A 21321-nucleotide genomic window follows, 5' to 3' on the forward strand; every position below is an offset into this window, starting at 1 on the left:
TTACCTCCGGGTACCCACCATTTTTAATTTGTAGATGCTGGAGAAATCCAAATCCTGACCAACGATCAGAGTAATGATTTCCCCCTGGTTTTTATAAAGCGTTGGAGGGATATTTACGCTGTTTGCAAACGCTTCGCGTGCTATATCAGCAAAAGCCTGGCGACTGTTAGCTGTATAGTCGGTCTGATTGTCTTTATTACTTTTAGCCGCTCCACTTGCGGCCTGTGCCACATCGGGGATCATGCCAACCATCATCGCGCCCATAAAGCGATCTGCAAAATGTGTGTCAATCCAGCCTGAAGCCCCGGCCTCACCCAGCGCTCCCGCCGCCTGTGTATCAATCAGCGGAATATCAATGAAAGGTTCCTTACGTGTTCTAAGCTTCGTAGCAGCGATAAACACGGCTCCCTGACCATGATTGAACGTGCCCGTTTTATACATCAGATATGCGGCTGTTCCCTTTTCAATTAGCTTTACATTCCTGTTTGCACTGTATACGTCCTCATTAATCGTACAGACCAGCTTGCCAGCCAGATCAGAAATAAATCGTCTGTCCAGCGAGCACTTAATCGCGGTATTTTCAGGAATGAAAAGGTTAGGGTCATAAGGAACGCGCGTAATTTTAGAAAGCTGCGCGGGTTGCCCTGCATTAACAGGCTGAACCTCTGCCTGTTTGTCACTGCCGTCCCCCTCGTTCCTGGTATTGCTGGCCGTTGATGAGCTACCACCGGAATTTGAGGAAGCAGAGCTGCTCCCCCCATAGGCCACATCCAGCGCACGACTGAAGTTTTGTTGTACTTTTTCCGGTGGCGTTTCCGCTTTGCCGCTGCTTTCCTTCCGTTCTTCCGTCTTAGCCGGTTCTTCCCTGGTGTTGAATGGATCAACATCATCGCTGAGTCCTGTCGCGCGTTTTACTGAACCAGTAGATACCGCATTACTGGCAGGCTTATCATCACCGCTGGACATTGCACGAATAATCGACGGGATATAGTAGACAGACACCCCGGCGGCCAGCAGAAGGAAAGCGGCCACAATAATCACCAGCCCCTTACGCGATTTTTTAAGCTTCTCGATACCCAGGCGTTTTACTGATTTACCGTCATCTTCATCTCCCTTATCCGTTTTATCGTTTTGCTCAATTTCTTTCTGATGCCGTTCCCGTAGTGCCTGTTCAATTTCTACAGCGGTCGGGATTTTATTTTCCTGTTCGCTCACTGGATCACCTCTTTCTCAACGTTCGGGGAAACGGTATCTCCTGCCGGAAGACGGACTTTGCCAAAGCCCCGGTTTTCAACCCCAACAACCTGATTTCCCATACGCAAAACAAAGCGCTGGTCTACAGGAACACCAACAACGGTGAAACTACCGCTGTTTTTGACTACCGGGTTAGTCAGCGTTTCCTGTTCGCCGCTCATAACAAAGACGCTGGGGATTTTCTTCAGGGGGCTGAAGCCAAACCAGGTATAGCGGCCATCGTCATACGCATAATCCGGGCTGATTGACTGGCTGCCGTCAGCTACCCGCTTCCAGTAATCCCAGTTCTTGGGCGACTTCGCATTTTCAAGAGAACGGTTGATTGCCTGCTCCTCCTGCCGCTTGTTAAGAGCCTCAATCCGTTTCTTCTCGATTTCGGCTTGCTCCTTCCGGCGTTCCTGCGGGTACTGGTAATTAACAACAAACGCGATCTTATCCGGCTGCCGGAACGTTCGGGCGTTCAGCTCCATGCTGTAATTACGTTTTGTTGTGCGAACAAACAGGTTTGTTCGCCAGCGTTCCAGGTCGTTTTCAGGATCAAGGGCTACACTGACCACCTCTGAAGACTGGTTGCCATTGTCATCGGTACTGTTCTTCTGTACGGTCTGTTTGACGGGCTTCACTTCGAGATACACCAGGTTATCTTCTTTGTTCACTTCCCAGCCCTGGGGAAAGCCGGTTCTGGCACTGATGACCGTTTCATCCTCGTCAAATACCAGTGTGGTTGTATAGCCAACCGCACTGTTTATGACTGTCGTGTTTTGCGGGTTATAACTGACAATCTGATTACGGGGATCAAAACGGCTGGCTGCTGGCGTAACGGCTGCATGGCAGACGTGCGACACCAACAGAAGCGCCACAATTAGCGCTCCTTTATTCATTTTCATAGTTTTCACCCTTTCACTTCTTTATCGCGTACATAGCTCGTTACAACGAATTTAAGCGGGTTATTGTTTCGGTCACCCGATGCCATTTCGACCTGTGGTTCAATACGGTAGGTCAACCGGACGTTCCAGTATTCATAATCATCCTGGCCTGTCGCGACATTTCGAATGGTTAATTTAAACCGGATATATGCTCCCATATCCTTATCATCGCGCCGGGATGACGGACTGATAATCACGGACGGATTATCCTGAACAGATGCGGTTTTTTCCGCTTTATTATAAATAACCTTTGGTGACTGGTTGCCGTTGATTAAAGCGTTGTAATCCGTCGCCACATTCTCAGCGCTGTATAACAGAACATAATCATAATCATGCTGGAGACTGAAATAGTTATACCCTTCACGACGCTTCACATACTGAGTAATGAAGTATTTCGCCAGCGCTTCATTTTCAGAGAGGTTTTCTTTTTTAACAGAAGTCAGTCTTTCAGCAACGCCAGTGACACCATTAATAAGATAAGCTTCGACAACCGTACTCTTTAACGGTAGCGCTCCATTCAGTGCCAGCAGAGACAACACACCTACGGCAATTCCTGCAATACCACCGAATTTATAAATGCGGTTCATTTTCTCCTGCATCAATACATTTTTCTCTTCAAAAGTAGTTGAAGAGTCTGTTACTTCTTTTTTCTTGTTAAAACCGGGAAGTTTTAATCCTGAGAGTTTAAACCCCATTGCGCATTACCTCTGCTGAATTAACAGGTTCGCTTTTTCCGGATACCGGAGGTTGTTTATGTGACGCCTGGCATCCGACAAGGCAAAGCGTCACGATAGCCGTGATAAGTAGTTTCATAATGTGAGAACCTAAATAGAGGAGTGAATATTTACTGCGGAATACTCAGAGTTGACAGATTTAAATAATAAATCGGTTAACCTCCATATTTCTTTTTCGCCGCATCTATCGCAGCCTGGCGAAGCCTCTTAGCGCCAATATTAACGCCCTGCCCGGTCAGATTCCCCAACTTACCGGATACACCAGGAGACTGGTTGAACCCTCCATCCTGACGGCGAACGCCTTTCCATGCGCCAATCCCTGCATTTTTACCCATACCAAGCAGATTACGCCCCATACGGGAAGCGCCGAACACGCCAGCACCAATCCCCATTGCGGCTGCCCCTTGCATCGCGCCTTCAACACCTACCCCTGCGAGCTGGGAAGCATAGGTTTTGGCTTGCCAGATAATCCAGGCCATAAATGCACCTGCAACCCCGGCCTGAGCACCTGTTGATATCAGATTTAATTCATCTGCGTTAGCTATCGAGATTGTCAGAATGCCATTAAGGAACGTCATTCCCGCTTTAATTGCCAGTCCACAAAACAAGAATATGAAGCATGAGCTAAATATTAACTGAAGCCAGCTATTAAACATCTGCCTTAAAAAACCAAATGAAAGACAAATAATAAACAACGGCGCGGTAATAGTAAGTATCTTAATAGTAACTTCGGCGGCGAGATAAACTATTGAAGTTAGCAATAATGCAATTATCCCTCCAGCATATGTTAATAAAGATGCGATTGCCCCATCTGTTTTCACATACTTCGAAGTATCTTTGGACATAAGATATGCAGCTACCTGCTGAACTTTCTCCCAAAGCTCGTCAACCCATTTCCAAGGATCACCTCCTGCAAATGTTTCCTTCAGCCCATCAATGGCCTGAGTTGCACTATCTAACCACCCCCCCATATTTTTGACAAAAACAAGAATTAACCAGAATCGACATAGATTCCATAAAAAATCCTGCACTGCGGTTTTTTGCTTCCCAACTATTGTGGTATAAGCATACCACAATATATAAATGGAAATACCATACTTACCCAACTGAGACGCTATTGAAGAAAAGTTATCTAACTGACCAGTCAAAGACTGGTCAAGAGTTTTAACAATAACGTCATGAGCGGCCTGGAAATACCTAGAAGTTGCCATAGTGGCTCCTTTTAACTTCCATCTTTACCCAATACATTTTTGAATGCATCTTTATAGTCAACATGCTTAGGATGTAATTGCTTATACCTAAACAAACCTTCCTTAGCGTTTTTACAATTTTCGCTATCACTCCCAGACTTTTTGCATTCAGCTACTTTTTTCGTTGCATCGTCTACGTGAGACTGCCACCAGTCTACAGATTTAACCTCTTCACACCCGGTAAGAAAGAATGTAAGCCCCAACGCCGCAACTAATCCATATTTTTTCAAAATGCCCCCTCAGTTCATTTCATAACTCTGCTGCTCAAATGCTGCCTTATAATCAACAACTGGAGTTTCTTTATTAACAGCCCCTAATTGTTTCTCCTGGAAAGCAGCCTGTAACATTTTCTCCTTGTATTCTGCAAGATCGCGCTGCTTATCGCGATACATTTCATACTGAAATTTGAGCTTGTTAAATTTCAGGCTTGCCAGAGATACAGCGTTTGTCGCGTCCTGCGTGGCTTTCGTGTCCTGGGCGTTCTTCACCTGGTCGATAAGGTCGGCCATTTCCTGATTATCTTCACGCAGTTTACTTTCCAGCTTATTGCCGTACTCGATCCCCGCCAGTTGGGACAGGAACGAGGCTTCACAGCCCCGCACCAGGTCGCCCGTATATCCCAGCCCCTTACAGGTGTTTGTCACCTTATAATCGGCCAGTAGTGATCTGGCTTGCTCAGACAGGGTGGCTTCCGGGTTCTTAATGTAATCATCAATGAAGGAGTTCCCCTGGTCGTAAATATTCTCCAGCTCCTTACTGACAGATTGCGCAGACTGCACCAGTCCCTGAACATCACGAATGCCCGTTTTGGTCAGCAGCTCCTGCTTATAGGCATTAATCTGTTTCTGGTAGTGGTTCACGGTGTCCTGCCACTGTTTGAGGCGTTCTGTCCAGCGCTGCGCTTCGACAGCCCATTCAGGGTTTGCATCAATGGCAACGGGAACACCAGCCTGAGCACCAGAAATAACCGTAACAGAGGCGATAAGTGCCGCAACGATATGCTTTTTCATAGGGATTCCTTAAATCAGGTTTGCACGTTCCAGATAGGTATCAAGCCACTCTTCCGGCTTCATACCCTCTTTCCAGATTTCATCGAACAGTTCAAGCTGGGGTTTCGATGCGCTGAGAACCGGTAGGTAATACGCCGCTTTTCCCAAATCCAGTCTTGCGAAAGCCGCAAAATCATCACTTTCCCCCTTCCTCTGTGGGTTTTTGACGACCAGGAACTGACGAGATAACGGGTCAATGGCTTTAATTTTGTCAAAATAAAGTTCTCTCACTTCCAACTCGTCTACGTACTCACTACGTTTCGCTTTGGGGTTCGCCAGATAAATATGTGTTGCGCACTGCTCACGAACGGCAGCCGCGATAGGTGATTTAATTAGTTCATCCGGCGATTGTGTCGCTACGACAAGCACCATATCCAGCTTACGCGCGGTTTTGAGTTTGTTATAAACAAAATCTCTGAACGCTTCGTTGTTAATCCATTGCCAGAACTCATCCATGTAGATAAGGAGTCGGCGGCCATCAGCCAGCATGGTGACACGGTAGATGAGATAGAATGAAGCGGCGCTGGAAAGTACTTTGTTATCCAGAAACTCCGTTCCGTCTATACCGAAAACGTCCAGGTTGTCCACATCAAACGTATCGTCCGGGTTATCAAACACCCAGCCAAATTCCCCTCCCTGCACCCAGGCATTCAGGCGTGCTTTAAGCCCATGCCGCCGGGTTTCAGTATCATCAGGCTCCAGAATGAGTGGTCGCAACTTACTGATCGGATAAGAGCGGTTTGACCTCTGCATCAGGCGCTCAACGGCATCAGAAATCAGGCGGTTCTGGTAATCATCAAGCGGCTCACTGTTAAGCGTACAAAGTAGCCTCACCAGGTCTTTCATAAAGGAAATATTTCGTTTGGTTGGTGGCAAAGCCGCAGGGTTCCAGCCAGTCGGCTCTCCTTCTTTCACCCGAAAGTAAGCACCTCCCATTGAACGTATACCGGGTTCCGCTGCCCGATCTTTGTCGAAAAATACTGTAGTTAACTTCTTTAATTTCCTCTCAGGTGGAAAAGACTCCGGCGTTCCGAACTGCTGGGCGGCGAAAGCCTTAGTCATCATCACTACCGTTTTACCCACGTTTGACGTACCAAGAATTTCGGTATGCCCCAGCGTGGGGTTTTTACCGAAGTAATTTTGATGCTCGGTAGTCATGTGATAGTTCAGGTTATAAATATCATTTCCTGAGCCGCCCAGGGTGATAAGGTTGTTACCCCAGGTATTTCCTTTCTCCTTGCCCGTAAAGAAATTATGGAAGCTTTCCATTTCGGCAAAGTTCAGACTGCTGATAGAACTCAGGCGTGGCCGTAACGTGTAGTTACCAGGTAACTGAGCAAAATACGCTGCGCCAAGACTCAAGGTTGAATAGGTTACGATCAGCCCTAAATCCTCCAGGGTCGTCGTTACAATATTGGTGTCCTTCACCAGACGCTCCGGCGAATCTGCGTAAACAATCAGTGTCTGGTGACTTTTCCCGAAAGAAATATAGCCGCTGGAGACCATATCGAGACCAACTTTCAAATCAGCGAGCAAGGATTTAGCGGCATCATCGGTCATTTCGAGTTTGTCGATCTGATCATCCAGCGCCTTGATTGCAGACTGCTTGTCTATCGGAGTTAAAGAGGAAGTCTGTACATACTCAACCGGGAGATACATCAGTGCATCAAAAATTCCGGCATCCGTTTCCTGAAAGTAGTCCTTGATCTCGATGCAACGAAAGTACCGGGCATGGTCAGAGGCAGTGATTTGTCCAGCATCGTTACCAAAGAACAGGTCTTTACCACCCAGGTATGTATAAAACGGACTATTGGTGACTCTGACTTTCTGCCAGCGCCCGGATAGCAGTTTCTGGAACAGCGTAAGCTGTTCTGAATAAACTATATTATTTTCTTCATATAACCCAAGACGACGGGAATGAAACCGGGAGAGATAGGTGCTCAATCTGCCACATATTTCATTCATATCATTAATGGGTTCTTCGAAGATATTTTTATTACCCTTTTTCCTTGAAAGAAAATGCGTCACTTTATCTTCAGCGCTGAACGGTTTATAGCATACGGTTAAGTATAATTTGTTTTCAAAATACTCAGCCGCCGAAAGCGATTCGTAATAATCGTTCATCACTCTGTTGACGAATGGGATCTTGCTGTCAAATACAGGTCGCACTTCTTTTCTAACCCGAATACGATGCGTATAAAAGGTAACGGGTTTCCCATCAAAACTACGTATCAGCGTATTGAGCTGGTCAGTAAGCAAGGCTAGATCCGCTTCATCTACACATTCAAAATAAGCTCCGTCAATCTGCCAGGTCGCCAGTAGATCATGGTTTCTGGTAACAATGAGGTTATCAGTGATGTGTGATGAATACGGGATTAACTCTTCAAGAGAAGACTGGTCTTTAAGCTTCATAAAATTGTCCACTTTCGATATATCGACTGCGTCGTACGAACTCCCCGCATAATGGACGGCATTGAAGCGCTTGTTTGCCAGAGGATTACCTTTGATTTGCATTCGCAGATAAAGCAGGTCAAAAAAGCGTTCATCTATCTTCGTAACTCGCTTGATGGCATACCAGCCAGGGAGGATGAGGGCATACATAGCCTCATGAATCCAGACACCAAGCAAAACGCAGATAACGCACATTCCAAGAAAGGGGTAGAGCGGAACGCCCAGCCCCCTAATCAAAGCGGGGCGTGTCAGCCCTTTAAAAACGGTACTCATTTTTACGCCCCCTTTTATTACATATTACGCTAACCAGTCAGGCAGATATGGCGCAACAATAAAGATGATAATCCCGATAATTAAAGGCGTAATCCACGCTGCATGCTGGCGTGAGAAGATAGCGATATAACCAATTACCAGCGCAATGATGGTGATTGCTGGCTTACGGATATCCGTCAGAAAATCGATAATCTTCTGCAAGAAGCCAGTTGTTTTAGTGGATACATCATCAGCAAAGGCGGGTTCTGCTACACAAAGCATCAATGCAGCCATAAATACAGAAAGAGTTAAATAACGTTTATTGAGTTTTAACATCGTTTGTTTCCTTTTCATCTAAAACAGTGCCACGCATGGCATATTGGGGATATACGGTAACTTCTTTAGGTTTGATACTCTGTGTTACATTCTCCTTTCTGATTGCATCTTTAACTGAAGGAACCACCCAGTTTTTTTTGTTATCAGGCGGATTAAACCCTATGCGCTGTATATAACTGGTGTTATTAAAATCTGATTCAGGTTTAGTTCCTGTTTCTGGATTGCCGGAATAATAGCAACTCAGGCCACGTAAAATATCGCCACCACGTTTATAACAATCCACCAAAATTTGCTCTGAAACCTTGAGATTTTCGCAGGGGTCAAACATTTTCTCAGCGGTTGTATTGAAGTTTGCAAAATTCGTACTCGTTATTTGCATAAGACCGACTGAGTAACGATGATTTCGTGATTCAATTTGATTTACGATCTGGAGTGCAGCCTCCTTAGTTTTGGGAAAGTAGGACACTACGCCTTTGTCACCGGGCTTACGTTCAACCTTCGGTATTATCTCGGCAATAGCATATGGGTTAAAACCAGATTCAACCCTTGCAACTTCATGCGCAGTATCGGGATGAACGCTGGCCGCGCATTGCAAAGCAAGCGCCGCAAAAGCAGTAGTAGATAACATGATTTTCTCCCGGCCAGAACAGCGCGGAAAGTTTAGACTGAATGGTTAGTCATCGAAGTCGTCATCGTCTTCATCGTCTTCGTTTATCAGCTCCTCAATAGCCTGGCTGGAATATTTTTTTATGAGGTACTGGACAACACCAGAGCTTGAAATACGTCGCCCCCTGCGATAGCCAATCTCCAGAGCAATTTTATCCAGTTCCTCACGAGAAGCTGAGGGCAGGTAGAGTGTATTACGTTGGGGCTTGCGTCTCGTTGCGGTTTTTTTTCGGGTAGCAGTCATTTTTCTTCCGTTTCATTTTGTGGGTTAAGCTTCTCTCTGTGATGTAGTGGATGAAAGCCATACTTCTTTGCTGCGGATTATCCATGAGTAGAATTTCAGCAAAATCGTGTGGAATTGATTTCCTTAAAAGATTTGCCTGAGCTGTTGTATGTGATTGTCTGTACAAAAGCTCCGCCATCACATCTTCTGGTACAGGTAAAGGCTCACCGCCAAATGAGATAAAGCGTTGTACGTAAGGGATAGCAGTTATTGTAGTGGAATGAACCTCTTCAAAATCTGCCTGGATAAAAAGATAACCGGGAAAAAGCGGCAAACGTCTTTCTCGATATGAAATTATCTTATCCGGGCGACGATACCTTTCAGTCTCCATAGGACAGAAGTAAGAGAAGTTCAGGCGTTCGAGATGAGCAAAAACTGCTGCAAATCTCGTAGTGGTGAATTGCAAAACATACCATTCCATAGTTTTTCCTTTCAGGCGCTCTCTCGACTCGGATGACCCCGAATCAGAGAAAAAAAACAAAAGGACAAATTTACATCTCATAAAAACTTTATCAGCTACATGTGCTGCGTTCAACCACACAAGCAGATCTTTAGATCGCATTTACGACACATTTCATTTTGTTTGTGCTTGTATTTTATTTATATCTAGATACATATGCTATTTGATAACAAAAAAGCAGATCGATTGATCACCATGCGCTTATTTTATAGTCAAGTTAACTAAATTTTTTACCGCTAGTTACTTTTTACAAAAACTCTGCTAACAAGATAAATAAATCGATCTTAATCAATAAGTTACCGGAGAGTATGAATTATCCTAAACGAATTCCGATTTTCACTTTCTGTTCGCTTTGAATCATCGACTGTTTTATTTGCGAGAAATTTCTCATCTGGAGTTGCTGTTTCTTAATCATCTCCGCGCTGTTCAGCACCAGCTCTTTACTGGATGAAGAGATTCTGTCTATGCCCTTAACCCCCAGGTTCTCTAGCTGCCACTCATTCCTGTGTGCAGTCTTCCAGCCATGCTGTACACCGTTCTTATCAAGTGCAGGGATTTTCACCTCCTTTTGTCCTAACTTCTTCAGCTTAACAAGATCACCTTTCTTAACGTTCTCGCGAGTGGTTAACTCACCAAAATCAGCCCCCCAATATGTTTTCTCCACGCCCTTGTTCAGTGTCTTAAGCTTTATGAAATGCTGCTTTGGTTTGGTTTTATCGTTCTGATAATGGTCGTAGCCAACATCAACAACCTCATAAACGCCCTTCTGTCGTTTTGGCGCTGTTTTGTGCGCATCTTTAATAGACTGGTTAAGTCCATGCTGCTGCTTATGAGTGGCTTTAACGTCATAGCCCTTCATCTTCAGCTCTTCACAAAAACCTGTACGAATTTCCCGTAAATCTTTTTTCCTGATATCAGCTCGTTTACCGTCATTATCACGAATACGAAAAACGACATGCACGTGTGGATGTTCTTTTTTGTCGTTATGATAGCCAAGCACAAAACGATGATTTGGGTACTTCTTGTTCATCGTTTTCCTGACAGACTCAAGCAGATCTTCAGGTTTTACCTTTGCTGATACAGGCGGTGAAAACACAATATTTTGGGTTACTTTTTTATTTTCCTTACCTTTATCATCGAAAACATTTTGAGGGTCATTAGCACGATCTATCATGTGCTCTTTAGCCTCCTGAATCTCATCACCTTTCCATACCTGACCGCTTTCACTCATCACTGGCAGCTCTGACTCCCGGCTCATATAGTCAATACTGTTTCGAACTCCCTGCCGGGTAATCGCACCTCCTGAGATTTTGACAACAACCTCCTTACTGGCACCCTTGCGGTTGATACGTTCCTGAACGTTGCGTTGATAGTTTTTACCACCATTTTTAACTTTATGGGCGAAAGCAGACTTGCGGCCAGCTTCAGAGGACTTACGCTTAACCCTGAATTCCTTGTCAACATAAACGCCCATGATTACACCTCAACCTTGTTAGAAACAGTTCGCCCTTTGCATAACATAATGTAGTTTTCAAACTCACTTTTGAGACTCATTATCTCTGAACTCAACCGCTCAGCGTCCTGATAGAACCCATCTTTATCAAGTACTCTGGCATTATCATTAACGATAATATAATGAAAGTTTCGCCCTATTTTATCTATTGCATTACGGCAACGATTCATCACCAGAAGTTCCTGATCGAAAAAATCAAGTTCATTTTCAAGTGTCGTCTGGATTCGATAACGACATTCTCTGGATAAATTCCAGCCATGACGATGAGCCGCTTTCTCTATTAAAGTTCTTTGTTTCCCTGTCAAATACATTGTGGTTTTGATAAAATCATCATTGTCTTTTGACACATTAACATCTTCATTTTTAACCTTGCTTTTCAGTAAAGCATTGGCAAGCAGCTTCATTCCTTTTGCCACGGTTAAACCCGGTTCATCTGGATAAAGTGTTTTAAGACAATCAAGTAGATCATCATGTTGGCTTTCTTCAATCCTGAATTGAACTTTTTTCATAAAACTCTCCAACAAGAACCGACTGTAGGTCACCGGGCAAACGTTGCGGAATGGCGTCAGAGACGTCATTTTGCGGCGTTTGCCCTATCCTGCATCGCAGTGAACTACCTCCACACATAAATTGTGCTTCAGCGTCCATCGAAATGCAAAAAATGAAAGGCTATCGTGGCTGTGATCTGGTGCGTCTGCGACCGGAGACAACGGATTCGCGGCTAACTTGGGCGGAAATAAATTCGCTACGCGAATGGCCTGGCAGGGGGCGCGAGCGCTGTTTTACGGAATATACAAAAAAAGCACCTCCCGTAAACGGGAGGGCTTCGGCGATTCAGGAACGGGAATTTTATTCTGCCTCTGGTGTGTCGCCTTCCATGCCCTGCCGGGCATCATGGAGCCAGCGGCGGAGGTTACTCATTCTTTCCCGGTTTGCCCGGCTGGGACTTTTTCCCCTGTTACCGCTTAGTATACTCCAGACTCTTAACCCGGCCTCGTTAGTCCAGTGCAATACAATTTCCCCTTTGCTGTTAAATCCCAGCGAAAACCGGACAGCTCCCCGCCTCTGTTCTGCACTGATAAAATCTAAAAACTCCTGTTTTTTCATAGCACCTCCTGTTTTTCTATCAGTGCTTTTGTTTCTTTCTTTTCCAGGGCTTTTCTGAGTAATGCCATGTACTCAGGAAAAGCAGAGAATGGCATCAAGGGAAAAACCGGACGCCCACCCTTTTCAACAGTCTGTATTGCTGATAACATGCGTTCCGACATTTTATATTCCTCGCGAGGGAATTGAGTGTCACGGTATCAGGTTGCCTCCACAACCTGATACCACCCCTAATTGATTAACTCCGCAGTTCTCTTATCGCTTCATTTTTGGCTTCCTCCAGTTCTTTAAGGGTATATGCGAAATTCTTCCAGTTAATTACTTCGTTTATAACCTCAGATTTACTTAAACCACACTCATTAAACCAAAAGTTAATATTTTTCTTGAGGGAATTTTTCGCCGTCAGTTCCTCGGACAACAATTCACTAACAGACGTGATAACATAACCACGACCGCGATTTTTATCTTCGAAAGAATGAACGGCAAGGAAGAGAGTTTCTGAATGGACAAAAGCAGAGCAGGTGATTTTTTCTTTCTTAGTGTTTAAAGCCTGGAAAGTGATAACATACGTGTTCATTTTAGTCTCCCGCCCGTTTGGGCTACTGGATCATGGTAAGGAACTATTCCCGACCTACAAATAAATTATACCATCATATGATGGTAATGCAATTTATTTAGTCACTTTATCCTGATTTTTTTCTCTCTTAACGAGCTGGTAATCTGGATGTTCATCAGCCAGGAGCAAAAGTAATTCATACGTACCAGCGGCTAAACCACGAGACGTTTTACCGGATGTTTCTTTGGCTTGCCAGGCTGATAACGTAAAACCAAACCGTTCAGCGGCTTCCTGCTGCGTAAAGCCAGCTTTAATACGTGCTTGTTTCACCTCTTCAGGTGTTGGCTTAAAACTCATGATTTTGTACCTTCACAATAGTATCTGTATAGAATTTCAATAAAATTGGATCATCAATTTCATCTTTAACGTTCGAGAATTCTTCGTAATAAAATGATTTTTGGAAAACAATCTTTTTAGTTGTTTTTTTATCCGCTTCTTTAGAGCGTACCTTCATCAGTTTTTCAAGTTCAATAAACAAACGTGTTGCATCTTCAGACACAACAATCCTGTATGTTACATTACCTTTGTTTTTCCTGTCGCTCAGGACTTCATTCATTTTTTGCCTCATAGCTGTTTAATAAACCCCGCTACCTTTATGAGCTGATCTACACTCAGGCCACGAATTACCATTTCATATCCGTCGCCCCGTTCTGATACGTTACCATCTAACCCATTCTCAACTTTAAACCCGGTCAATGTCCCATGCCAGCTTTCAAGATGCACTAAACGAGATAGCATTCCTTTCAGGATCAGTTTTTTCTCGCGTTTTTGCTGTAACTGTTGTTCATACTCTCGCGCCATATCTACATTATCTAAAGCATCCGACAGGATTTTCTTTTCAATATCGGCGGCGATTTCTACAGGGTTACGCTCTGGCGATACTGTGCAAGTATGGTAAGGACTTCTCCAGCTGCGACTATCTACGCTTCCAATGATAACTAACCTTCCTTTCTCCATTCGAATATGTATAGAGTAATTTTTAAAATCAGGTGAGGTTAGCTTAATCCTGTACTGGCAATCATCGAGCAGATTTACACGCCAGCCGTTCCCCAGGATTCGACAAACGATTTCAAACACCGGTTTATACCGTTCAAAGAAATTTTTCTGTTCTTTCATCGATTCAGCCTTTTGAACTCAATAAAAAAGCCGTAAATCGAATTACGGCAGTTTTAAGACTATTCATCAAAGTGTCCATCATCACTTGCAGCTTCCTGGGCTTCGCATTCCTGCTGATATGCTTCTTCCTTCGCAAAAAGATGCGCCCATCCTTCTGCGTTTAAGCCACGGTGCAAGACTGAACCATTTTCATTGCATTCTTTGGCTGTAACTTCGATCTCATCCGGGCAAATGTAGGCTCCGTAACTTTCAAAAATGTTTATCAGCTCCGCTTCCGTTATGGTCTTGTTTTTCATCAACGTGTCTCCGAATCAATCTTTGCCATGTTCTAGGGGGCTTTCGCCCCCATTCCGGTTATGCGCTTGCTTCTACACGTGTCCAGCCTGACGCCTTACGTTTACCCGCTGTACCATACATTTCACGAATTTCTTCAATGCTGTGTTCTTTACGGTTCCAGCGGCTTTTGTGTTCTTCAGGACGGTAAAACCATTGTTTTTTCTTAGATGCCCACTTACAGCCCATTTCCTTTAAAATGTCTTTGTGTTCTTTAGTTTCTCCGCTAATCCAGACCCAATTACCAATAACTTCATAGACAATCCCTGTAAGGCCGGAAAGCGTATTCAGAACTTTTTCCAGATCTTCACCGTAGTTGTAACGTGCGTTTTCATCAGTGCTTTGAAACTGATTGATTTTATCAATGTTAGCCATGAGAAAATCAAACGCAGCATTTACTGCTTTCATCAGCTCGGCACCCAATGGATTGCGGTCTGGATGATATTTTAAAGCCGCTTTTTTGTATGCCGCCTTGATGTCCTTTTCAGTCAGATCACCGGATAAACCAAAAACGTTTAATGCTTCCTGAATATTCATTTTTCGCTCCCGCCCGTGTGGGCTTCTGGAATCTGGCAGGGAACCATTCCCAACCAACAAATTCATTATACCATCAAATGATGGTTATGGAATCATTTTTAATGCTTTACATTGTAAAGATTACATAAAGATGTATATTGCTTTACCGCGCATGAAGGGATTTCCGAAAGAGGCGCGAACTGTAGTTACATAATGCGCTGTCGTAACATCGCGCCGGAGACGTTCGCCAGGACTGGCGAACCAACAAGCCCGAATGAGAGCGATAACCCCCCTCACCCCTGCCAGGCCAATTTCTGACTATCAGACGATGTTTAGCCTGTCGCAGTTAGCGCGTGAGCTTGCGAACGGTACGCCGGGTCAGTGTGAAACACTGGCGCGGGGCGCTGTATCTGCGCGTTATGAGATGCGTTAGCAGCGAATTACGGGGCGGGTTGCTGAAACCGATTGATGCCTGACAGCAAAAAATGAATCCGGGCGCCAGCTGCTGCACGAAAATTGCCAGCAAAAAACACTTGGCCATCCTCGCCGGTCGTGAAATTTTGCTGGCGTAAGAAATAATCCCCCCGGTATGAGGGGCTTGTCTGAAAGGTTAGTGGTTGGGCTTACTGAGAGTGAACTGTAACCCGGCTACTGCTGCAAGCTGTGCAAGTGTTGTGATGGTCGGGTTTCCGTTCGGGGATAATGCGCGGTAGATACTCTGACGAGCAAGGCCGGATTTTTTGGCCGCCTCTGTTATACCCCCTGATTAGGGATCAGGTTAAAAACGAGCTGTATGACGTTCTAAGCGCATTTTACCCGCTCCGTTGAACCATGACCGGGTTAAAGCGGTTAAAACGCCTCTGAGGGCTTTTGAGAGCATTTAAGAATTGGATCGGAAAAGGATCCCGTCTGGATCTTTTAGAGAGATTACACCGCTCGCCGCAGCCGAACGACAGGGCGAAGCCCGAGAGTGAGCGAGGAAGCGGAATTTCCACGGGGTTTCAATAGAGCACTTACGCGCTAAGGTTAATATTTGCTCAATTTTTGGTGGTGCAGTGCTCAGGGAGGCCAGACGGATCTATCCTCTGGATTTATGCTGAGTTATCCACAGACGCTGTGCATTAAAAGCCTTATATTTTCTTCTTGATCTTAAAAACTTAAAAACTTAGCTCGCTTCAATTACCTGAAAATTATGGAAAAAAATTGCTAAAGGTGAGAGGATTTTTCACGTAAGGTGAGAGGATTTTTCACGTAAGGTGAGAAGATTTTTAAGTTAAGGTAGTTAGATTTTTCACTAAAGATGAGAGGATTTTTCACGTAAGGTGAGAAGATTTTTAACGGTTTCCACAGTTTGACTGAACATCAAGTGAAACATGCGGTTGTTGCTATCTTTAGATATGAAGATCCTCAGATCTTCATATCTAAAGGTGAGAGGTTTTTTAATTAAAGGTTGTATTGTTGTCTTGAATTACAACCTTTGTGGGGTTATGATTTGCCTACATAGGAAAGGTTATATGAGGCTTATCGTGAAGACAGTAACGGGATTAACGAAAGTTAGACATAGAAATGAAGTTGGGGTAACTCTTGCATCCCTTTCCCTTTCAGCAAAAAGAGTGCTTTTTCTGGCTCTTTGCCAGATTGATACAAAGGAAATGTTAGATGATGATATTTTGGAGGTTGATGCTGACTTTTTTTCAAAAGCTACTTCTTTAGATAAATATGCCTCTTATGCAGCTCTGAAAGAGGGAGCTAAAGTTCTTTCTTCAACTACGTTAGTTTTAAACAGAGATGATTTAAAAAATTTGGCTGATGAACTTGGGATACTATCATCTAAGAATAAAATACCTGATCGCTTGGATTTAAACTTAACAGAATTCTGTGCCTATTACGATCATCTTGCAACTGTACGGATAAAATTCACAAATACAGCTAAGCGATATTTTTCTAAGTTGATTGGTTCTGAAAATAGATATACCACTCAGGTATTGAAATCAGTTGTGTTGTTGAACAGTGTAAACTCAACAAACCTTTATCAAGTCATTAGGAAATATTACAGTCAGAATAGTTCAAAAAAATCTTTTGATATATCCGTGGATGATTTAAAAGAGGAAATGGGACTTTATACTATTGAGGAAGGGGAGAAGAAATATAAGTATCCTAAATACTCATTTTTTGTTCGTGATGTTATCAATAAAAGCATTAATGAGATAATTGAGAAAACGGAAATAAATCAGTTATCTTTCTCTGTTGTTGGGAAAAAAGGGAGAATGGCTCACATGCTTAGATTTGAGTTTAGTATAAATGAAAAATCCTCATCCTTTTCGGAAGATGATATGGCATTTTTAGAGGAGTTTGACAAAGTCGTTCCACCAAAAAAGAATAAGTGAGGCAAAACATGGCTAAAATATATGAGTTTCCGCAGGGAGCCGAACGAAGTAAGCTGAAAAAAGAAATCATCCGGGAACGTAAAAAACGATTGCGAGAAACGAACGGTAACCCGGTTATCCGGCACGCTAAATGGTTCTGGTTTTATCTACGTCTTGCTACGGCTGGCGCACTGCATTTAGTCTCTGTTATTTCTCTGGCAGTCCTGGGGGCTTTCAGTAAAGCTATTTTCTGGATTGGTGGAATGCTCTGTGTTGTTACATGGTTCCACCTTGAGCGCCAGTTCTGGACGCCGCAAAATTTCACGATTCCAGTAATCGTAACGCTGTGGGGATTGAGTTTGTTTGCCACTCCCCTGATGGAGCTGCTTAACAAAAAAATGCCGTGGTATCGTCTTCTGGTTCCTGATGCAAAGCACACTAGCACTGAGGCAACCAATGATGATCAGCCGTGAAGCAACAATGTTATCCAGTCGGCTTGCAGTGCTTCTTTCAGCCTTTTATCATCGGTTAATCATAGCGCACGAGGCGAGTTCTTTTCACTGCGATGCAGGATAGGGCAAACGCCGCAAAATGACGTCTCTGACGCCATTCCGCAACGTTTGCCCGGTGACCTACAGTCGGTTCTTGTTGGAGAGAGTTATGAAATATCAGGTTAAAGAGTTTATTAACGAAAAATATTCTAAGGCTGTTAATATTTTAAAGGATAACCTTAAAGAACACTACCATATTTTTTATGGTTTGAGATTAAGTGAGATTCTTTTTCCTGCCAGCGAATACGGCTCTGAAATGTTTTTTCAGGAGTTTGAAGCGATTAACAGTGTAATATTGCCTTTGGTGATTTTTGATTTGATAGACCGAAAGCCGATTATGGTTATCGGCTTCGGTGAAGTATGTGGAGTTGATTCACTTGTTGATTCTGGTATAGAAGTTGTTTCTTTAGACGGTTTAAGCGATCTGCTACTGGTTGAAAAACTGACGCCATTATTTAACTAAACCTCTGGATAACTATCTTTTCAGTTTTCCAGTAAGATTTTTTCTATATCTGAAAGCACTATTTTTTCAATGCTTTCTATATAGTAATGCTCATTAAAACCTGTCATTTCTGTAAATTTTAGCTCTGCATCATCTTTCGAATAAGCAATAACAACTCTGAAATCATTTTCCCACAAATCCCACCTGTATTTGTCTTTTATACGAACCCTGTACAATCCTTTTTGGATAGTGCCATCTTTTTTCTCTTCCTGTACTTTTTTTAATTTTTCATTTTGCACCTGTTGTTCAAGCCATGATTTATTCATAAATCCCCCACGGTTAACGTCTTTAGGCTCGGTTTTTACTTAACGAAATCTTCCGGTTTTACACCTGTTTTTACCTTCATATACTTGCCCTCCCCCCTTAGCTTCGGCTGAAGTTCGGTAAAGTACCATCCGGCAACGGTAATAATGCCTAAAAATACAAAAATAGCAGGCTTCAGAACATCAATAGCTGATACAGCGCATAACTCAATATTGAGATTAGTACAAGTTCCCTCATCAGGTGCATAGAACCCCCATAAGCCTATACCTATAAGGAACATCCCCAATATCGGTTGGATGTATAACAAGTAGATATTAATAAGAGTTTTAATATATCTGAATATGAACATTTTTCTTTCCTTAGGTTTCTTTCTATTTTGGATTTCCAATTCTTAACCAATGTGATGGTTCGACAATCCATTCTCCGCAGTCATAGGCAACGGCCTTATTATGCCTGTTAGCGAACCATACTAACCAGGCTAATAATCGCTGATTGCCGCTGTATTTGGTTTATCTCTAACCATCACAACATATCTCTTTTTCTTAGCCATAACGCTACCCTAATTTTGCAGATTCAAGCAGCCAGTGGTTTTTCAGGTTCTCGTCCAGGTTATCGAATGCGGCCAGCGCTGCCTTTAGAACGGTTGTCTTGCTCTGGCCTGTTCTCTGCGCCTCCGCTTCCAGGATCTCCTCAAAGTACGCTGGCAGTCTGAAGTTCATCAACTTTGGTTTACCCGCTACAGGCGCTCTGGTAGCGCCGGAGATAAAACGCGCGGTTTCTGCGTTTGTTGCTGGTTGCTGAGATTCATCGATGTTCGGGCGGTTTAGTTTTAAAGCCATGAAAATTTCCCCTTGTACGGTATGCATTAATTGTAAATATCATAGTATCTTTATGGTGTATTTACAATGTAAAGATTTCGATGAATATTGTTGATATTTCTATAAAATGCCAATTTCCTGTGCCACAAGTTCAATCTGTGCTTTCGCTGTTGAAAGGCTCGATGCCCGGCTAACGTCATGTACCCCTGCCCCTTCATTACAGGCGCTTTCATACACATCCAGCTCGGATATCCGGGTTTTCAGAGGTTGAATCCAGATGTTGTCCGAACGCAGTAATTTATCCAGATCAATGGCCGCTTTTCTGTGGCGGGGTTTCGCTGAGTTGATTCTGGTGAACAGCACCCACGGTTCCAGAGCTGCGTTAGCTTTCTGAGCGGTGCGGATTTTCTCTGTAACACTGGTCAGTGTTTCGCTTTCGAAATCAGAGGACGGCTTAACCAGTGTCACCACGATATCTGATACTGTCAGGGCGCTACGGAACTCCTGGCTGTCGTGGCCGGGGCAATCGACAATGAGAACTTCACACAGCTTACTAAGGCGCTTAATTTCGTTGCTGACGTTTCCGTAAGCTGCGTGAACCGGGATAGTGAGTAAGCCGTTATCTGTCCGCTTTTCGTTCCAGCTCAACAGATCGTGGTTTTTATCTGTCTTCAGGATAATTACCGACTTACCTTTGTTGACCAGCATTGAGCCTGTGTTAGCCACGTAGGTGCTTTTGCCTACCCCACCTTTATCTGATACGACAAGCAAGATTTTACCCATTTCAGAATCCCTCTCTTTATGTTGTAAAGCTCATGTAAAGATATGAATGTCTTTACATGGTGTGTTTTTCGTAAAGATACTTTTGTCTTTACAGTGTCTTTATAATGCAATGGCTTTACCATGTAAAGCACAAATAAAGATATATTTATCTTTATGGTGTCTTTACATGGTAAATGTTGCTGTGTCTTTATGTGCGCTTTATGGTGTAAATCTTGGTGTGTCTTTACATCATCTTTATGTTGTAAATTTTTAGTGTGACGTTGTCACTATAGGGCTGGGGTCTGTTTGCTGGTTCTTTTTGAGTGTGCCTTCCCTGAACCAACTGAAATGGGTACTGTATGGGTGTGTCTGGTTAACTCAAAATGAACTGGTTCCCTATAATGACTCAAACAGTACCGAAAGGCTTTGTCAGAGCTTACTTACGCGCATCCACGACTGAACAGGATGCAACACGCGCCCTGGACACGATAAATACCTTCGCCATCGAGCGCGGCCTGAGCATCTGTAACTACTACATTGAAAATGAATCAGGTTCTAAGCTTGAACGCCCTGAGTTGTTCCGGCTCCTGAAAGATTGTCAGCAAAACGATATCTTGCTGGTAGAGGATGTGGACAGGCTTTCACGCCTGGTAGGGGAGGACTGGAACACACTGAAGAAAATGATCCGGCAGAAAGATATCCGGGTTGTGGCCGTCAACGTTCCGACAACCTGGCTCGCATCGGGTCACAATGATTTTGACAGCCGAATGTTTTCGGCCATAAACGATATGTTGCTGGATATGCTGGCCGCCGTCGCCAGGCGAGACTATGAACAGCGCCGGGAACGGCAGCAGCAGGGGATCGCCAGGGCGAAAAGGGAAGGGAAGTATAAAGGCCGCCAGGTTAATCAGTCTCGCTATGACGCCATAAACAGGCTGATTGCGAGCGGCAGCTCCTGGAGCCAGATTCAAAAAGTGCTGGGTTGTAGCCGGGCGACTATCAGCAAAGCTGTGAAGCAACAGACCGTTAACAAAATGAACCATGAACCTGAAGGTAGGGAGTAGTTACAACATAATAAACAGTGTGTTGAAGAATAAAACTGATTCTTTATACTGTATATGCATGGGTCTTCCCCGATCATGGTGGGAAGGCTCAGAACGCCATATTCAGCTTTCCGTAGTGGAACATCACCCCCAGTT

29 protein-coding genes and 1 pseudogene are annotated in these 21321 nt (G+C 43.9%); 5 read left to right on the forward strand and 25 right to left on the reverse strand.

Annotated elements, in window-relative coordinates:
* From virB10 to RYZ59_RS22285, 20 genes are all read right to left on the reverse strand, one after another.
* Positions 1-1215, reverse strand: a complete 1215-nt coding sequence (gene virB10, locus RYZ59_RS22190; protein ID WP_001295060.1) for a VirB10/TraB/TrbI family type IV secretion system protein — start codon at positions 1213-1215, stop codon at positions 1-3.
* Entirely contained in the window at positions 1212-2141 is a 930-nt protein-coding gene (locus tag RYZ59_RS22195; protein ID WP_000783386.1) for a TrbG/VirB9 family P-type conjugative transfer protein, read from the reverse strand. Before RYZ59_RS22195 ends, virB10 begins: the two co-directional genes overlap by 4 nt.
* Positions 2142-2146: 5 nt before the next feature.
* Complete coding sequence (locus RYZ59_RS22200; protein WP_004199085.1) at positions 2147-2875, reverse strand: virB8 family protein; 729 nt, start codon at positions 2873-2875, stop codon at positions 2147-2149.
* A 194-nt stretch (positions 2876-3069) separates the two neighbouring features.
* The gene (locus RYZ59_RS22205; RefSeq protein WP_000235886.1) at positions 3070-4125 is read right to left on the reverse strand and encodes a type IV secretion system protein; all 1056 of its coding nucleotides are present in this window, start codon (positions 4123-4125) and stop codon (positions 3070-3072) included.
* Positions 4126-4136: 11 nt separating this feature from the next.
* Complete coding sequence (locus RYZ59_RS22210) at positions 4137-4394, reverse strand: EexN family lipoprotein (RefSeq protein ID WP_000759841.1); 258 nt, start codon at positions 4392-4394, stop codon at positions 4137-4139.
* A 9-nt stretch (positions 4395-4403) separates the two neighbouring features.
* Positions 4404-5174: a type IV secretion system protein gene (locus tag RYZ59_RS22215; protein ID WP_000716326.1), complete on the reverse strand. Its 771-nt coding sequence runs from the start codon at positions 5172-5174 to the stop codon at positions 4404-4406.
* Positions 5175-5183: 9 nt separating this feature from the next.
* Positions 5184-7937, reverse strand: a complete 2754-nt coding sequence (locus RYZ59_RS22220; protein WP_015060057.1) for a VirB3 family type IV secretion system protein — start codon at positions 7935-7937, stop codon at positions 5184-5186.
* A gap of 24 nt (positions 7938-7961) precedes the next feature.
* Entirely contained in the window at positions 7962-8252 is a 291-nt protein-coding gene (locus tag RYZ59_RS22225; RefSeq protein WP_000916156.1) for a TrbC/VirB2 family protein, read from the reverse strand.
* Entirely contained in the window at positions 8236-8880 is a 645-nt protein-coding gene (locus RYZ59_RS22230) for a lytic transglycosylase domain-containing protein (RefSeq protein ID WP_000953538.1), read from the reverse strand. Before RYZ59_RS22230 ends, RYZ59_RS22225 begins: the two co-directional genes overlap by 17 nt.
* Positions 8881-9112: 232 nt before the next feature.
* Positions 9113-9622, reverse strand: coding sequence for a transcription termination/antitermination NusG family protein (locus RYZ59_RS22235; protein WP_000455437.1), 510 nt, complete (start codon positions 9620-9622; stop codon positions 9113-9115).
* Positions 9623-9974: 352 nt separating this feature from the next.
* Positions 9975-11135 (reverse strand): MobP1 family relaxase, encoded by a 1161-nt coding sequence (gene mobP1 / locus RYZ59_RS22240; protein ID WP_004199101.1) that lies wholly within the window; start codon positions 11133-11135, stop codon positions 9975-9977.
* A gap of 2 nt (positions 11136-11137) precedes the next feature.
* Positions 11138-11683, reverse strand: coding sequence for a DNA distortion polypeptide 1 (gene ddp1, locus RYZ59_RS22245; protein ID WP_001348698.1), 546 nt, complete (start codon positions 11681-11683; stop codon positions 11138-11140).
* A gap of 340 nt (positions 11684-12023) precedes the next feature.
* A complete protein-coding gene (locus RYZ59_RS22250) occupies positions 12024-12281 on the reverse strand; it encodes a hypothetical protein (RefSeq protein ID WP_004199355.1) in 258 nt (85 codons plus the stop codon).
* Positions 12278-12442, reverse strand: a complete 165-nt coding sequence (locus RYZ59_RS22255) for a hypothetical protein (RefSeq protein ID WP_000004083.1) — start codon at positions 12440-12442, stop codon at positions 12278-12280. Before RYZ59_RS22255 ends, RYZ59_RS22250 begins: the two co-directional genes overlap by 4 nt.
* 74 nt (positions 12443-12516) lie before the next feature.
* Positions 12517-12855, reverse strand: a complete 339-nt coding sequence (locus RYZ59_RS22260) for a hypothetical protein (RefSeq protein WP_001099725.1) — start codon at positions 12853-12855, stop codon at positions 12517-12519.
* Between the two features lie 93 nt (positions 12856-12948).
* On the reverse strand, positions 12949-13191 hold the full coding sequence (locus tag RYZ59_RS22265; protein ID WP_000008707.1) for a hypothetical protein: 243 nt from the start codon (positions 13189-13191) through the stop codon (positions 12949-12951).
* A complete protein-coding gene (locus RYZ59_RS22270) occupies positions 13181-13450 on the reverse strand; it encodes a hypothetical protein (RefSeq protein WP_001006717.1) in 270 nt (89 codons plus the stop codon). Before RYZ59_RS22270 ends, RYZ59_RS22265 begins: the two co-directional genes overlap by 11 nt.
* An 8-nt stretch (positions 13451-13458) precedes the next feature.
* Complete coding sequence (locus RYZ59_RS22275; RefSeq protein WP_000662998.1) at positions 13459-14010, reverse strand: hypothetical protein; 552 nt, start codon at positions 14008-14010, stop codon at positions 13459-13461.
* 59 nt (positions 14011-14069) lie between these two features.
* Entirely contained in the window at positions 14070-14306 is a 237-nt protein-coding gene (locus tag RYZ59_RS22280; RefSeq protein WP_000792381.1) for a hypothetical protein, read from the reverse strand.
* Positions 14307-14364: 58 nt separating this feature from the next.
* Positions 14365-14880, reverse strand: coding sequence for a DnaJ domain-containing protein (locus RYZ59_RS22285; protein ID WP_001025390.1), 516 nt, complete (start codon positions 14878-14880; stop codon positions 14365-14367).
* 253 nt (positions 14881-15133) lie between these two features.
* Between RYZ59_RS22285 and RYZ59_RS22290 the strand changes: the two genes are divergently transcribed.
* A complete protein-coding gene (locus RYZ59_RS22290; RefSeq protein WP_152913118.1) occupies positions 15134-15292 on the forward strand; it encodes a hypothetical protein in 159 nt (52 codons plus the stop codon).
* 177 nt (positions 15293-15469) lie between these two features.
* On the opposite strand, the pseudogene RYZ59_RS22295 reads toward RYZ59_RS22290, so the two are convergent.
* Positions 15470-15622, reverse strand: a pseudogene (locus RYZ59_RS22295) (DNA-binding protein); the annotation flags it as partial.
* Positions 15623-16232: 610 nt separating this feature from the next.
* On the opposite strand from RYZ59_RS22295, the gene RYZ59_RS22300 reads away from it, so the two are divergent.
* The 3 genes from RYZ59_RS22300 (at position 16233) to ddp1 (RYZ59_RS22310) (ending at position 18239) form a co-directional block, all read left to right on the forward strand.
* A complete protein-coding gene (locus RYZ59_RS22300; protein ID WP_001348704.1) occupies positions 16233-17246 on the forward strand; it encodes a replication initiation protein in 1014 nt (337 codons plus the stop codon).
* A gap of 8 nt (positions 17247-17254) precedes the next feature.
* A complete protein-coding gene (locus RYZ59_RS22305) occupies positions 17255-17698 on the forward strand; it encodes a hypothetical protein (RefSeq protein WP_001074369.1) in 444 nt (147 codons plus the stop codon).
* A gap of 187 nt (positions 17699-17885) precedes the next feature.
* Positions 17886-18239 (forward strand): DNA distortion polypeptide 3, encoded by a 354-nt coding sequence (gene ddp1 / locus RYZ59_RS22310; protein ID WP_000877224.1) that lies wholly within the window; start codon positions 17886-17888, stop codon positions 18237-18239.
* Positions 18240-18259: 20 nt separating this feature from the next.
* Here the strand turns inward: ddp1 (RYZ59_RS22310) and RYZ59_RS22315 are convergent, their stop codons facing one another.
* From RYZ59_RS22315 to RYZ59_RS22330, 4 genes are all read right to left on the reverse strand, one after another.
* Complete coding sequence (locus tag RYZ59_RS22315; RefSeq protein WP_001043731.1) at positions 18260-18544, reverse strand: hypothetical protein; 285 nt, start codon at positions 18542-18544, stop codon at positions 18260-18262.
* A 35-nt stretch (positions 18545-18579) separates the two neighbouring features.
* Positions 18580-18891, reverse strand: coding sequence for a hypothetical protein (locus RYZ59_RS22320; RefSeq protein ID WP_000469598.1), 312 nt, complete (start codon positions 18889-18891; stop codon positions 18580-18582).
* Between the two features lie 205 nt (positions 18892-19096).
* Positions 19097-19381 (reverse strand): hypothetical protein, encoded by a 285-nt coding sequence (locus tag RYZ59_RS22325; protein ID WP_001185481.1) that lies wholly within the window; start codon positions 19379-19381, stop codon positions 19097-19099.
* A gap of 99 nt (positions 19382-19480) precedes the next feature.
* On the reverse strand, positions 19481-20143 hold the full coding sequence (locus RYZ59_RS22330; protein WP_000516402.1) for a division plane positioning ATPase MipZ: 663 nt from the start codon (positions 20141-20143) through the stop codon (positions 19481-19483).
* Positions 20144-20523: 380 nt separating this feature from the next.
* Between RYZ59_RS22330 and RYZ59_RS22335 the strand changes: the two genes are divergently transcribed.
* On the forward strand, positions 20524-21186 hold the full coding sequence (locus RYZ59_RS22335; RefSeq protein WP_001549893.1) for a recombinase family protein: 663 nt from the start codon (positions 20524-20526) through the stop codon (positions 21184-21186).
* Positions 21187-21321: the final 135 nt, after the last annotated feature.

This window comes from Citrobacter sp. HN-141, from assembly GCF_033341895.1.
Lineage (GTDB): Bacteria > Pseudomonadota > Gammaproteobacteria > Enterobacterales > Enterobacteriaceae > Citrobacter.

Coding starts and splice junctions, on each gene's coding strand:
- RYZ59_RS22230 (WP_000953538.1), bottom strand. CDS start 8,880: ATGTTATCTACTACTGCTTTTGCGGCGCTTGCTTTGCAATGCGCGGCC.
- RYZ59_RS22235 (WP_000455437.1), bottom strand. CDS start 9,622: ATGGAATGGTATGTTTTGCAATTCACCACTACGAGATTTGCAGCAGTT.
- RYZ59_RS22265 (WP_000008707.1), bottom strand. CDS start 13,191: ATGAGTTTTAAGCCAACACCTGAAGAGGTGAAACAAGCACGTATTAAA.
- RYZ59_RS22285 (WP_001025390.1), bottom strand. CDS start 14,880: ATGAATATTCAGGAAGCATTAAACGTTTTTGGTTTATCCGGTGATCTG.
- RYZ59_RS22280 (WP_000792381.1), bottom strand. CDS start 14,306: ATGAAAAACAAGACCATAACGGAAGCGGAGCTGATAAACATTTTTGAA.
- RYZ59_RS22325 (WP_001185481.1), bottom strand. CDS start 19,381: ATGGCTTTAAAACTAAACCGCCCGAACATCGATGAATCTCAGCAACCA.
- RYZ59_RS22290 (WP_152913118.1), top strand. CDS start 15,134: ATGAGAGCGATAACCCCCCTCACCCCTGCCAGGCCAATTTCTGACTAT.
- RYZ59_RS22300 (WP_001348704.1), top strand. CDS start 16,233: ATGCGGTTGTTGCTATCTTTAGATATGAAGATCCTCAGATCTTCATAT.
- RYZ59_RS22305 (WP_001074369.1), top strand. CDS start 17,255: ATGGCTAAAATATATGAGTTTCCGCAGGGAGCCGAACGAAGTAAGCTG.
- ddp1 (WP_001348698.1), bottom strand. CDS start 11,683: ATGAAAAAAGTTCAATTCAGGATTGAAGAAAGCCAACATGATGATCTA.
- RYZ59_RS22255 (WP_000004083.1), bottom strand. CDS start 12,442: ATGTCGGAACGCATGTTATCAGCAATACAGACTGTTGAAAAGGGTGGG.
- RYZ59_RS22205 (WP_000235886.1), bottom strand. CDS start 4,125: ATGGCAACTTCTAGGTATTTCCAGGCCGCTCATGACGTTATTGTTAAA.
- RYZ59_RS22215 (WP_000716326.1), bottom strand. CDS start 5,174: ATGAAAAAGCATATCGTTGCGGCACTTATCGCCTCTGTTACGGTTATT.
- RYZ59_RS22275 (WP_000662998.1), bottom strand. CDS start 14,010: ATGAAAGAACAGAAAAATTTCTTTGAACGGTATAAACCGGTGTTTGAA.
- RYZ59_RS22320 (WP_000469598.1), bottom strand. CDS start 18,891: ATGTTCATATTCAGATATATTAAAACTCTTATTAATATCTACTTGTTA.
- RYZ59_RS22315 (WP_001043731.1), bottom strand. CDS start 18,544: ATGAATAAATCATGGCTTGAACAACAGGTGCAAAATGAAAAATTAAAA.
- RYZ59_RS22330 (WP_000516402.1), bottom strand. CDS start 20,143: ATGGGTAAAATCTTGCTTGTCGTATCAGATAAAGGTGGGGTAGGCAAA.
- ddp1 (WP_000877224.1), top strand. CDS start 17,886: ATGAAATATCAGGTTAAAGAGTTTATTAACGAAAAATATTCTAAGGCT.
- RYZ59_RS22270 (WP_001006717.1), bottom strand. CDS start 13,450: ATGAATGAAGTCCTGAGCGACAGGAAAAACAAAGGTAATGTAACATAC.
- RYZ59_RS22220 (WP_015060057.1), bottom strand. CDS start 7,937: ATGAGTACCGTTTTTAAAGGGCTGACACGCCCCGCTTTGATTAGGGGG.
- RYZ59_RS22200 (WP_004199085.1), bottom strand. CDS start 2,875: ATGGGGTTTAAACTCTCAGGATTAAAACTTCCCGGTTTTAACAAGAAA.
- mobP1 (WP_004199101.1), bottom strand. CDS start 11,135: ATGGGCGTTTATGTTGACAAGGAATTCAGGGTTAAGCGTAAGTCCTCT.
- RYZ59_RS22195 (WP_000783386.1), bottom strand. CDS start 2,141: ATGAAAATGAATAAAGGAGCGCTAATTGTGGCGCTTCTGTTGGTGTCG.
- RYZ59_RS22250 (WP_004199355.1), bottom strand. CDS start 12,281: ATGAAAAAACAGGAGTTTTTAGATTTTATCAGTGCAGAACAGAGGCGG.
- RYZ59_RS22260 (WP_001099725.1), bottom strand. CDS start 12,855: ATGAACACGTATGTTATCACTTTCCAGGCTTTAAACACTAAGAAAGAA.
- RYZ59_RS22335 (WP_001549893.1), top strand. CDS start 20,524: ATGACTCAAACAGTACCGAAAGGCTTTGTCAGAGCTTACTTACGCGCA.
- RYZ59_RS22225 (WP_000916156.1), bottom strand. CDS start 8,252: ATGTTAAAACTCAATAAACGTTATTTAACTCTTTCTGTATTTATGGCT.